Source organism: Micromonospora sp. NPDC051296, assembly GCF_040682255.1.
GTDB classification, from domain to species: domain Bacteria; phylum Actinomycetota; class Actinomycetes; order Mycobacteriales; family Micromonosporaceae; genus Micromonospora; species Micromonospora craterilacus.
Genome location: NZ_JBFBAO010000218.1, coordinates 1 through 12,010, shown reverse-complemented (window position 1 = coordinate 12,010; position 12,010 = coordinate 1). Strand labels below are relative to the sequence as shown.

Genomic DNA, 12,010 nt, shown 5'->3' with positions numbered 1-12,010 from the left:
GGCGCGCCTGCCACGCCGGATCCGTCGGAAGTAGCGGGGGATGAGCCGACCCATCCGCAGGCCGAGCGCGAGGTAGCCGGTGACGACGTCCTCGCTGCCGCTCATGCCTCCCCTCCGCTGCGCTGCGGGTCGGCATTTTCCCGGCGTTGCTGGTTCGCTCGCTGCCGCTCGCTCACGGCCTCCCCTCCAGGCGCACCTCACCGAGGTCGGCCAGGCCGCCGAGCGAGGGCAGGGGATCCACGTCGCGCACCCGGGGGCCGCGCGGCGCGGCGTCCGTCGCCCGCCGGAACAGCAGGGGTACGACGGCCGCGGCGGCGAGCAGGCGGCGCTGCACCTCCTGCCAACGCGCCACGGCCTCCCGGGGATCGGCAGCGTCCAGCGCCTGCTCGACGATCCGGTCGACCTCCGGATCGCGGTAGCCGCCGGGATTGCCGGCGTCCACCAGCGGCTGGAGGAACGCCCGGGCGTTGCCGTACCCCCACGGTGCCGAGCGCGACGCGGTGCTGACGTCCCAGCCCAGGCCCGGGGCGTCCGCGGTGCCGGCCAGCAGCGCCCGGTGACTCACCTCGTCCAGCGCCACCAGCCGCACCTCGACACCGGCCGCACCCAGGTCGGCCGCCCAGGTGCGGGCCAACGCCAGGTCCTCGGCGGTGTCGGGGTGCACCGCGGTCAGGACGAGCCCGTTCGGGTGCCCGGCAGCGGCGAGCCGCTCGCGCGCGGTGCCGTCGGGGGGTAGCGGGTCGGCGAGCGGGTCCGGCGGTCGGTGGCCGTCGTTGCCCGGCGGCACCACCGTGTGCGCCTCGCGGATTTCCGACCACGGGTCGGCGGCGCCGGCGATCCGGGCCAGCGCCGACCGGTCGATCGTGTCGGCGACCACCCGCCGCACAGCGGCCGAGCCGACCGCCGGGTTGGCCGGGTCGCGCAGGTTGAACACCAGGAACGGGTCGGCCCGGTGCCCGGGCACCGGGCCGACGGGCCCGCCCCACGGCAGGTCGGCCTCGTCGGCGGCGAGCCGGTCGGCCAGCTGGCGTGGACCGCCGGTGGACACCCGGAACTCGACAGCGGCGAACCGCCGGCGCCGCACCGGGTCGCTCTCCGGCCGCCAGGTCGGGTTCGGCTCCAGCCGGATCGCCTCCCCGGGCTGCCAGGAGGCGATCTGGTACGGACCGCTGGCGACCAGGTTGGCGTGCAGCTCGGGGCTGCCCGGCAGGTACGCGTCGTACTCGGCCGGGGCCGGGGAGGCGCAACTCAGGGCGAGCAGGTCGGGAAAGTCCAGCGCCGGGCGGACGAGTTCGAGGACGACCGTCTCGTCGTCGACGGCGAACACGCCGGGCAGTTCGTTGGCGTCGGCGAAGGCGGCCAGCAGCGCGGCGGTGACCGGCTGGCCGGCGACCGCGTCGGCGTACTCGTCGCAGTACCGGTCCATGCCACGCAGCGTGCCCCGGAAGTAGGCCAGAGCGGGGTGGCGGGTGACCGGGTTGGCCAGGCGCTTGAAGCCGCGTACGACGTCGTGGGCGGTGATCCGTCGAGGCTGCGGGGTGTCCCACCACACGTCCGGGCGCAGGTGCGCCACGTACGAGCGGTGGCTGGCACCGAGCCCGGCGTTGTAGGTCGAGGGCACGTCGACGGCCAGGTCGCCGACCGGGCCGAGCGCCCGCCAGTCGGTCGGGTCGGGCGCCGCGCGGTAGCTGACCAGTTGCCGTGTGGTCAGGCGCAGCAGTTGGCGCTCGGCCGGGGACCAGGCGGCGGCCGGATCGGCCTGGTGGACGGCGGCCGGACCGAGCAGCCGCAGGGTGTCCTGCTGCCGGGTGTCGGGCGCGGTGGTCACCGCGCTGCGTGCCTGGGTCACTTAGGACATCTCCTCGGCAAGGCGGACCATCGTCCGGACGCTGTGGTCGATCTCTTCCCGGGTGTTGAACAGGTGCGTGGTGATGCGCGCGGCGTAGTGCTGGTGCGGGGAACCGGGAACGTCGAACTCGGTCCAGCGGGTCCAGATCCGGTGCTCGGTCTCCAGCCGCTTGACGAAGGTGATGAACTTCTTGATGTTCCAGGCGTCCTCCGGACGGCGGAACGGATTGAACGCGATCAGCGGTGAGCGCAGCCGGGGATCGGCGCCGGGGGAGTACAGGGCCTCGACGCCGAAGCCCTCGATCAGCCGGCCACGGGCGTACTCGGCGAGGTCCATGACGTACGCCTCGATCCGGTCCCGTCCGATGTCGTCCCACAGCTCGAACGCGCGGGCGAGCGCGGCGCCCCGGGCCAGGTTGGCGCTGCCCGCGCTCTGCAGGTAGTCGCCCATGTTGTAGCTCTCCACCTCGGTGGCGGTACGCGGCGGCGGGCTGCCCATCATCGGGTACCAGGTCGAGATGAGCGGCCAGAAGGTGGGCAGCGGCAGCGGGTTGGACTCGGGGACGACCTTGTTGCGGATGTAGATCAGGCCGGTGCCCAGCGGCCCGCACTGGAACTTCGAGCCGGAGCAGGTGATGAAGTCGGCGCCGTAGTCGCGCAGGTTGACGTCGAGCATCCCGGGGATCAGCGCGCCGTCGATGACGGTGGTCAGGCCGTGCCGGTGGGCCAGCTCGCACAGCTGCCGGACCGGGAACATGGTGCCGGTGAACAGCGTGATCGCCGCGAACGACAGGACCTTGGTACGCGGCGTGATCGCCGACTCGACCAATTCGACGATCTCCTCGGCCCGCACGTCGTGGCCCGACGGCGGGGTGACGGTGCGTACCACGATGCCGTGCCGGTTGCGCAGCAGGTTGAAGTTGGACAGCACCGAGTAGCACTCGTGGGTGGTGGTCACCACCTCGTCGCCCTCGCGCAGGTCCAGCCCGTGGATGACCCGGGCGACCCCCTCGGTGGCGTTGTGGCAGATGACGATCTCGTCCTCGTCCACCCCGAACGTTCGCGCGATGTAGTCCCGGTACTCGGTGAACATGGCCGGGCGGTAGACGTCGAGCAGCCCGCCGGTCCACTGCCGGGTGACCCGGTCGACGGTGTCCAGCACCTCGTACGGCATCGCGCCGACGGTTCCGGTGTTGAGGTGCACGGTCGTCGGGTCCAGGGCGAACAGCTCCCGGATGCGGGCCCACGACGCGGTGCGCAACGGGCTCGGTGACACCGACGCCGAGACGGCGGCCGGGCCCGGGGATTCCACGGTATGGCTCACGGCGATCCCTTCGTAGCCAACGGCGTGCCCGGAGGTCGTATGCACCCGGGCCGAAGACGAACCACCACTACTTTCTCAAGTGAATTGGGGTGCGACTATCGCGCAAGTTGCGGTAAACCCGCCCGGCCTCCCTGACACCAACTTCATTCAGGTATAGCATTCAGGACAGTGCACCGGGCAGTCCGCGATCACGGGCCGGAGGGGACATGGACAGGTTGCAGTCGGCGCTGGCCCTCTACCAGGAGGCGATGGGCTACACGTACGCGGCTGCCCTGCGGGCGGCCGCGGCGGTGAACGTCGCCGACCACCTGGCCGACGGACCGCGTACGGCGGCCGAGCTGGCCGCCGCCACCGGCACCGACGCCGACGCGTTGCGGCGGGTGCTGCGGCTGCTCGCCGCGCGGGACGTCGTGCACGAGCGCGACGGCCGGTTCGGCCTCACCGACAAGGGCGCCGCGCTGCGCTCGGACTCCCCGGTGCCGGCGCGGGCCGGCATCCTCATGTTCACCGACAGCATGTTCTGGACGATGAGCCACCGGGTGACGGCCGCGATGGGGCCGGAGCGGCCCGCGTTCGCCGAGATCTTCGGCGGCTCGCTGGACGACTACTTCGACAACGACGCCGAGGTCGAGGCGCTCTACTACCAGGGCATGGAGACGGTCAGCGCCGCCGAGCACCTGATCCTCGCCCGCACCGGCCTCTTCCCCGAGACCGGCACCGTCGCCGACGTCGGTGGCGGGCGGGGTGGCTTCCTGCTCACCGTCCTGCGCGAGCATCCCGGCCTGCAGGGAATCCTGCTGGACCGGGCCGAGGTGGTCGCCCGGCACCGGCTGGACGAGCCGGAGGTGGCCGGGCGCTGGAAGGTCGTCGCCGGCGACTTCCTCAGCGAGGCGCCGCACGCCGACGTGCACGTGCTCAAGCGGATCCTGCACAACTGGGACGACGAGCACAGCGTCCGGATCCTGGCCAACTGCCGGCGGGTCATGCCGGCGCACGGCCGGGTCCTGATGGTCGACGCGATCGTGCCGGAGGGCAACGACCCGCACCAGAGCAAGGAGATGGACTTCATGATGCTGGCCGCGCGCACCGGCCAGGAGCGTACGGCCGACGAGCTTGTGCCGCTGTTCGAGGCCGCCGGCCTGCGCCTGGAGCGGGTGGTGGGCACCTCGTCGGTGATGTCCGTCGCGGTCGGCGTGCCGGCCTGAGCAGGGAGAGAGGGCCGCAGACCCGTGCCGGACCACGACCCGCGCCCCCGCCACGGCGGCACGTTGCGCTACTACGGCCCCGGCGGGCTCGACCACCTCGATCCCGCCGCGGCCTACTACGCCTTCTCCCACCAGGTGATCCGGCTGTTCGCCCGGCAGCTGTTCAGCTATCCGACCACAGAGGACGCCAGCGCGCTGGTGCCGGTCCCGGACGTGGCCGCCGAGCTGCCCACCGTCGCCAACGGCGGGCTCAGCGCGGACGGCCGGCGCTACACCGTCCGCCTGCGCGACGGAGTCTGCTGGGACACCAGCCCGCCCCGGCCGGTCACCGCCGGGGACTTCGTGCGCGGCTTCAAGCGGATGGCGAACCCGGTGGCCGGCGCGGGCGCGCTCGCCTACTACACCAGCACCATCGCCGGGATGGCGGAGTTCGCCGAGGGCTACCGGGCCCGCTTCGCCGGCCGTACGCCCACCGCCGCGCAGTTGGCCGCCTACCAGAACGGCCACGACATCTCCGGGCTGCGGGCCGTCGACCACCGGACGCTGGTGATCGAGCTGCTGCGGCCCGCCAACGACCTGCTCAACCTGCTGGCGATGCCGTTCGCCTCGGCGGCACCACCCGAGTACGACGAACTGGTCCCGGACAGCCCGGACTTCGCCCGGCAGGTGCGTTCGAACGGGCCGTACCGGATCACCAGCTACGTCCCGGGCAGCCACCTCACCATGGACCACAACCCGGCCTGGCGAGCCGACGCCGACCCGATCCGCCGCCGCTACGTCGCGCGGATCGACGTCCGGATGGCCCGGGTGAGCGACGAGCGGGTGCGCGCCGAGATCGCCAGCGGTCGGGCGGACCTGTCCTGGGGCGCCGCCGTCGGGCGGCCGCGCCGGCGCACCGAGGCCGACCGTGACCTCGGCTGGGCGCTCAACCCCTACCTCGCCTTCAACCTGCACAGCCCGCGGGAGGGCGGCGCGTTGCGCCGGCGGGAGGTCCGGCTGGCCATCGCGTACGCCATCGACAAGGCGCGGCTGGTCCGGTTCTTCGACGACATGAACATCGGCACCGTGACCCGTCCCGCGCACGCCGTCATCCCGCCCGGCAACGTCGGCCACCGCGAGTACGACCCGTACCCGACGGCCGGCGACCGGGGCGACCGCGCGCGCTGCCGGGAGCTGCTGGCCGAGGCGGGTTACCCGGACGGGCTGACGCTGACCATGATCTATCGGATCGACGCGGTGCACGGCCAGGTGGCCAAGGCGATCGCGGAGGACCTGACCGCGGGCGGCGTCGATGTCCGGCTGGTGGAGATCGACCAGACCGACGAGTACTACCGCATCCTGCAGGATCCCAAACGCGCGGCGGCGGGGGACTGGGACATCACCCCGGCCGCCTTCATGCCCGACTGGTTCGGCAACAACGGCCGGTCGTACGTCCAGCCGATGTTCCAGTCCCACACCGCGGTCGGCACGGCGAACTACGGCGGCTACCTCAACCCGGTCGTCGACGACCTGATCGACCGCGCACTGTCCGCGCCGACCGAGGTCGAGGCGGCGGAGCTGTGGCACCGGGTCGACCGGCAGGTCCTCGCCGACGTGGCGATCGTGCCGATCCTGGTCTGTGAGCCGACCATCGAGCACCTGACCAGCGCCCGGGTCCGCGACGCGATTCCGCTCCCGCACGTCGACCGCTGGTACGACGCGGCCAACCTGTGGCTGGACCCGCCGGACTGATGGCTGCCACTAATGTCGTCACGGCTAATAGCAGGCTTGAATGATATAAGTAGGTTCTGTAGCTTGATCCGGGCGAGATTTCGCGATTCGGCTGCCCGAGTTCGCCTGTGACGCGACGGGAGAGAGCATGACAACCAACCCAGCGCTGGCCATCGAGACCCATGAGCTGGTGAAGGTCTACGGGGAGACGCGCGCCGTCGACGGTTTGGACCTGGCGGTGCGCACCGGGACGATCCACGGTGTGCTGGGTCCCAACGGTGCCGGCAAGACGACCGCCATCAAGATGCTCACAACCCTGCTGCGGCCGACTTCCGGCACGGCGACGGTCCTCGGCCATGACGTGGTGCGCGAGGCGTCGGCGGTGCGCCGCCGGATCGGCCTGACCGGGCAGACCATGGCGCTCGACGAGGACATGACCGGCCTGCAGAACCTGATTCTCGCCGGCCGCCTCCAGGGGCTGCGGCACGGCCCGGCGCGTGCCCGCGCCGAGCAGCTGCTGGCCGCGTTCGATCTGACCGACGTCGGCAACCGCCTGGTCAAGACCTACTCCGGTGGCCAGCGGCGGCGCATCGACGTGGCCGCGAGCATGGTGGTGACGCCCGAGCTGCTGTTCCTCGACGAGCCGACCACCGGTCTCGATCCCCGCAGCCGCAGCGAGGTTTGGCAGATGATCCGGGACCTCGTCCGTGACGGCGGCACCGTCCTGCTGACCACGCAGTATCTCGACGAGGCCGATCACCTGGCCGACGAGCTGACGCTGATCGACCAGGGTCGCCTGGTCGCGCGGGGCACCCCGCCGGAGCTGAAGGCCAGTCGCGCCGAAGGTGTGCTGGAGGTCCAGCTCGTCGATCCCGCGCGCCGCGCCGAGGCGGGTGCGCTGCTCGCCGGTGCGATCGGCGCCAGCGTCGCGCCCGACTCCGACTCAGACCCGTCGCGGCTGTTGGTGAAGATCGCCGACGCCGACCGGGCCGCACGGGCCCTGGGCGAGTTGGCCCGCGCCGGCATCGGCGTCGAGGACTTCACCCTCGGCAAACCCTCACTCGACACGGTGTTTCTCGCGCTCACCGGCCACTCCACGCTCGACGGCACCCGAGAAGAAGAAGCAGAGGTACCGGCATGACGTCATCCAGCACGGAGGCTCGGCCAGCCGCAGCCGAGATCTTCAGCCGGTCGGTGGCCGGCGCGCAACGGCCGCCGGCACCAGGACCGATCTTCGCCTGCCGCACGTTTGCCTGGCGGACGCTCATCAAGCTCAAGTACGTACAGGACCACCTGGGCACCGCCGTGGTCTTCCCGGTGATCCTGACGCTGGTCTTCACCTACCTGCTCGGTGGCGCGATCGCCGGATCGCCCCGGGAGTACCTCCAGTTCTTCCTGCCCGGCGTTATCGTCCTGTCGCTGGTGGCGTCGAGCATGATGAGCGCCCTCACGCTCAACCGGGACATCGCGACCGGCATGTTCGACCGGGTGCGCAGCACCCCGATCTGGCAGCCCGCGGTGCTGGTCGGCACGATGGGCGGCGACGTCCTGCGATACGCGTTGACCTCGGTCGTGCCGCTGGCGCTGGGCCTGCTGCTGGGCTTCCGTCCGGACGGCGGCTTCTCCGGGGTGCTGCTCGCGCTGCTCTACCTGCAGCTCTTCACCTTCAGCGTGAGCTGGTTGTGGATGTTCTTCGCGGTGCTGATCCCCCAGCCGACGGCCGCGGCCGGCATCGTCAACCTGCTCCAGTTCATCCTGCTGTTCGGCAGCAACATCCTGGCGCCGTCGCAGACCATGCCGGGCTGGCTGGAGGCGGTGGTGAAGCTCAACCCGGTCACCCACGCGGCGACCACCACCCGCGGCCTGATGCACGGCGACCTGGCCTCAGGCGACCTGGGGGCCGGCCTGCTCGCCTGCGCCGTGCTCGTCGTCCTCTTCGCGCCGCCGACCGTCCTGCTCTACAGCCGCAAGCAACGCTGAGCGCGCGCCCGGCCCCGGTTCCTCATCTCAGGGGGACCGGGGCTGGCGGCGATCCCGTACGCGCAGCCGGCCGTGGGAGGCACGACGGTGGCCCGGCCGGAGGTGTGGTCCGGCCGGGCCACCGTCGGCAGCTGCGGGCGGGCGTCGTTCAGGAGCCGGAGTTGACCAGGGCCGCCCAGGTCTCGGCGCGTTCCTGGGCGATCCGCATCATCTCGGGGCTCGGCTCGAACTCGGCGGCGGCGTCCTCGGGAATCGGTCCGCCGGGCAGGTCGCCCCGCAGGAACATGCCCAGGAAGTCGAGGGCCATCTCCCATCCCACGCCCACCTCGGTGAGCATCTGGTCGGAGACCGTGGCGTGCTCCAGTTCGAGCAGCGTGCCGGCGCCCTCCTCGCTGAGCCGCAGTTCCACCTCGCTGTCCGGCTTGTCGCCGTAGACCCAGCTGAGGGTGAGCCGGCGCGGCGGCTCGCAGCGCAGGATGTCGCCGTGGGCGTTGCCCTGGAGAGCGAAGGTGCCGCCCTGCCGTAGGTCGCCCTTCGGCTCGATGAACCAGCGGTTGATCCGGTTCGGGTCGGTGCAGGCGCTCCAGACCTCCTCGATGGGGGCGTCGTAGCGCTGCTGGATGATGATGCTGCGGGCCTCGCCGGCCGGGATGGACCGCTGGCCGAGCACCCGCTCGGTCGGCTGGCCGGAGGCCACGGGGTTGTTGAGGTCACTCACTACGACGTCCCGTCCTCGATCTTCGTCTGGAAGGACGCGAGGATGGTCGGCCAGCCCTTGTCCATTCCGTTGCGCACCCGCTTGGCGTGCTTGGTGCCCATCCGGTCGAAGTGGGTGTGCTCGACGTCCACCCGGGTCTTCTTCTGGCCGTCCGGCACGAACGTCACGGTGAACTCGCTGGCGTTGTCCGGGTCGATGCGGCCGAAGCCGTTGAGGCGCCAGCCGACGGCCAGCGTGTCCGGCCCGTCCACCTTGCGGATCAGACCGAAGGTGTGCTCCTCGCCCTGCTCGTCGATCTCGTAGAGGCGTCCGCCCGTCTTGGGGTCGACGCCCAGCGGAGCGCCGACCTTCGTGGTGCGGAAGTTCTTCGGCCACCACTGCGGGAAGTCTTCCAGGAAGACTTTGAAGGCGGTCTTGCGGTCGGCCTTGACCGTGACGCTGTGCCGGACGAAGGGGTCGTAGTTCGGGGGTTTCGGCTTCCTGGCGGCGGTGCTCTTGGCCGCCGTGGTCTTCGCCGGCACGGTCTTCTCCTGTGGCATGTCTCGTCCTCACTGTCGCTGTGCGGAAGACGGGCGGTCTGTCGAGCCCCGCTGCCCGGTCCTCCATAAGTCGGCACAAACGTAAGCCTTAGTTTATACGTTGTCCGCTCGATCGGCCCGGTGCCACGGGTGAACACTCGAGCTCAGTCGCCCCACCGCAGGTACGCCGGGGCCGGCCGGCCGGGAATCAGGCGCAGCGGGGCGTGGTCCAGGCCGAACACCTCCCGCATCGCGACGTTCTCGCCCGGCCACTTCGGGTTGTCCAGCTCGTCGAAGGCGACGATGCTGCCCTTGGTGAGGTGCGGCCGGATCGCCTCCAGAACCGCCTTGGTCGGCTCGTAGAGATCCAGGTCGAAGTAGGCCAGGGCGATGACCGTCTGCGGGTTCTCCGCCAGGTAGCGCGGCACCGTCTCCCGGACGTCCCCCTCCACCAGCACGCTGCGCTGCGTCACGTGGCCGAAGAACTCGCTGCATTCGTGGGCCTCCAGGACCTCCTGCAGGTACGCCGGGTAGCCCCCGGGCGTGGCGAAGCGTCCCCGGTACGCGGTCGGGCCGACCATGTCGACCTCGTGGACCTCGGGAAACCCGGTGAAGGTGTCGAAGCCGATGATGCGCCGCAGCGGGTTGTACGGCTCGTAGAGGCCGCGCAGGGCGGTGAAGGCGGCGAGGTGGCGGCCGAACCGGACGCCGAACTCCATGATCACGCCCGGCACGTCCAGCACCTCGCGGTAGAGGTGGTCCATGGACAGTAGATCGGTTATCTGGTGTCGGCGCAGGAAGAGAGGAAGGTTGTTGACCAGTTCCTCGGTCGGAATGGGGGAGTTGGTCAGAAGCTTCGTCAGGCGCTGGGTCGTATCCGTCTCCTCGGCCGAGTCGTGCACGAACGCACGCAGGTCCTGGCCGTCACCGCTGCCCATCCAGTGCCTCCCGATACGTAGATCACTTTATTGTTTCAAGCGTAGTTGAGCGAGGTTGGGTGGCACAACATGCCGGGATCGCCGGTGGGGGCAGCTCCGCAAGCTAGACCAATGTAGATCGACTCAAGCATGTGCTAGATATGAGTCAAGTTGATGAGTCTTCCTGCTGACGCTCCCCGGAAAGGCATGTGATCGACGTGCGTGTGCTGTTCGCCAGCCTCGGGACACACGGCCACACCTACCCCCTACTGCCGCTCGCCGCGGCCGCCCGCGACGCGGGCCACGAGATCACCTTCGCCACCGGTGAGGGTTTCGCGGACACCCTGCGCGCCCAGGGCTTCGACCCGGTCGCGACCGGAATGCCGGTCTTCGACGGCTTCCTGGCGGCGCTGCGGATCCGCTTCGACACCGACAGCCCCGAGGGGCTGACCCCCGAGCAGCTCAGTGAGCTGCCCCAGATCGTGTTCGGGAACGTGATGCCACAGCGCATCTTCGACGAGCTCCAGCCGGTGATCGAGGGGTTCCGCCCCGACCTCGTCGTACAGGAGATCAGCAACTACGGCGCGGGCCTGGCGGCCACCAAGGCGGGGATCCCGACGATCTGCCACGGCGTCGGCCGGGACACCCCGGACGAGCTGACCGGGTCCATCGAGGAGGAAATTGGGCGGCTCGCCGCGCGACTCGACATCGACCTTCCGCCGGGACGCATCGACGCGTTCGGCAACCCGTTCCTCGACATCTATCCGCCCTCGTTGCAGGAGCCGGCCTTCCGAGCCCGTGCCGAGCGGTACGAGCTGCGCCCGGTTCCCTTCACCGAGCGGACGGACGTGCCGAGCTGGGTGACCTCAGGGGACAGGTCACGCCCGCTGGTGTACCTGACCCTGGGCACCTCCAGCGGCGGCACCGTCGAGGTGTTGCGGGCCGCCATCGACGGGCTGTCCACGCTGGATGTCGATGTTCTCGTGGCCAGCGGCCCGTCCCTCGACGTCACCCACCTCGGCGAGGTGCCGGCCAACGTCCGGGTCGAGCCGTGGGTGTCGCAGGCCGCGCTGCTGCCGCACGTCGACCTGGTGGTGCACCACGGCGGCAGCGGGACCACGCTGGGCGCGTTCGACGCGGGCGTGCCGCAGCTGTCCTTCCCGTGGGCCGGCGACTCCTTCGCCAACGCCCAGGCGGTCGCGCAGGCCAAGGCCGGCGACCACCTGCCGCCCGACGCCATCAACGCCGAGGCCGTGGCGAGCACCGCGAAGCGGCTGCTCTCCGACGAGAGCTACCGGACCGCGGCGAAGGCGGTCGCCGCCGAGATCGCGGCCATGCCGGCGCCCGAGGAGGTTGTCCACCGGCTGCCGGAGTTCGCCGAGCGCCGGACCAACTGATCGCCGTGCGGCACCGGGGCCGGCGCCGGCCGCGGCGACGCGCGGTGACCGGCTGCCCGGTGCGGCCAGGTCATCGCGGTTCGCGGTGCGTCGGTCCCGGTGGCTCGTGATCAGGCCCTGGCCGCTCAGGGGCGGCGCAGACCGGAGCGGGTCCGTGCGGGTGGACGGGTTCATCGGCGCGGCCCGGCCCGCGCGCGTCCGGCTAGCCGTCCGCGTCACCGGCCTGACGGCGCGGTCGGCGGCCTGCCCGCCCCTCACCGCTCTCGGCCTGCCGCCGGACGCGACCCCGTGCGATCTCCGTGCCCAGGGCGTCGAGGCGCTGGCTCCAGAAGCCCCGGTAGCGGTCCAGCCAGTGGTCCAGCTCCTGCAACGGTGTCGGATCGACGGCGTAGA

General features: G+C 71.1%; 10 protein-coding genes and 1 pseudogene. 5 read left to right on the top strand and 6 right to left on the bottom strand.

Features of this window, described 5'->3' with window-relative positions; all coding sequences use genetic code 11:
- Positions 1-172: 172 nt before the first annotated feature.
- Together AB0M52_RS21715 and AB0M52_RS21710 are read right to left on the bottom strand one after the other, a co-directional pair.
- Positions 173-1,849, bottom strand: coding sequence for an ABC transporter substrate-binding protein (locus AB0M52_RS21715; protein WP_363956487.1), 1,677 nt, complete (start codon positions 1,847-1,849; stop codon positions 173-175).
- Positions 1,850-3,217: an aminotransferase class V-fold PLP-dependent enzyme gene (locus tag AB0M52_RS21710; RefSeq protein WP_363956484.1), complete on the bottom strand. Its 1,368-nt coding sequence runs from the start codon at positions 3,215-3,217 to the stop codon at positions 1,850-1,852. It lies immediately after the preceding gene.
- Positions 3,218-3,378: 161 nt separating this feature from the next.
- On the opposite strand from AB0M52_RS21710, the gene AB0M52_RS21705 reads away from it, so the two are divergent.
- The 4 genes from AB0M52_RS21705 (at position 3,379) to AB0M52_RS21690 (ending at position 8,067) form a co-directional block, all read left to right on the top strand.
- Positions 3,379-4,377 carry a methyltransferase gene (locus AB0M52_RS21705; RefSeq protein ID WP_363956482.1) on the top strand — a complete coding sequence of 333 codons (999 nt, stop codon included), beginning with the start codon at positions 3,379-3,381 and terminating at the stop codon, positions 4,375-4,377.
- Positions 4,378-4,401: 24 nt separating this feature from the next.
- Positions 4,402-6,108, top strand: coding sequence for an ABC transporter substrate-binding protein (locus AB0M52_RS21700; RefSeq protein ID WP_363956479.1), 1,707 nt, complete (start codon positions 4,402-4,404; stop codon positions 6,106-6,108).
- A 127-nt stretch (positions 6,109-6,235) separates the two neighbouring features.
- The gene (locus tag AB0M52_RS21695) at positions 6,236-7,228 is read left to right on the top strand and encodes an ATP-binding cassette domain-containing protein (protein WP_363956476.1); all 993 of its coding nucleotides are present in this window, start codon (positions 6,236-6,238) and stop codon (positions 7,226-7,228) included.
- Entirely contained in the window at positions 7,225-8,067 is an 843-nt protein-coding gene (locus AB0M52_RS21690) for an ABC transporter permease (RefSeq protein ID WP_363956473.1), read from the top strand. Before AB0M52_RS21695 ends, AB0M52_RS21690 begins: the two co-directional genes overlap by 4 nt.
- A 148-nt stretch (positions 8,068-8,215) precedes the next feature.
- On the opposite strand, the gene AB0M52_RS21685 is transcribed toward AB0M52_RS21690, so the two are convergent.
- The 3 genes from AB0M52_RS21685 to AB0M52_RS21675 form a co-directional block, all read right to left on the bottom strand.
- Positions 8,216-8,785 (bottom strand): SRPBCC family protein, encoded by a 570-nt coding sequence (locus AB0M52_RS21685; RefSeq protein WP_363956470.1) that lies wholly within the window; start codon positions 8,783-8,785, stop codon positions 8,216-8,218.
- Positions 8,785-9,324, bottom strand: coding sequence for an SRPBCC family protein (locus AB0M52_RS21680; RefSeq protein ID WP_363956467.1), 540 nt, complete (start codon positions 9,322-9,324; stop codon positions 8,785-8,787). The genes AB0M52_RS21685 and AB0M52_RS21680 overlap by 1 nt, the downstream gene beginning before the upstream one ends.
- A gap of 143 nt (positions 9,325-9,467) precedes the next feature.
- Positions 9,468-10,241 carry a class I SAM-dependent methyltransferase gene (locus AB0M52_RS21675; protein WP_363956465.1) on the bottom strand — a complete coding sequence of 258 codons (774 nt, stop codon included), beginning with the start codon at positions 10,239-10,241 and terminating at the stop codon, positions 9,468-9,470.
- Positions 10,242-10,429: 188 nt separating this feature from the next.
- Between AB0M52_RS21675 and AB0M52_RS21670 the strand changes: the two genes are divergently transcribed.
- A complete protein-coding gene (locus AB0M52_RS21670; RefSeq protein WP_363956462.1) occupies positions 10,430-11,617 on the top strand; it encodes a glycosyltransferase in 1,188 nt (395 codons plus the stop codon).
- A gap of 202 nt (positions 11,618-11,819) precedes the next feature.
- Here the strand turns inward: AB0M52_RS21670 and AB0M52_RS21665 are convergent.
- Positions 11,820-12,010: pseudogene (locus AB0M52_RS21665) on the bottom strand (transcriptional regulator); the annotation flags it as partial.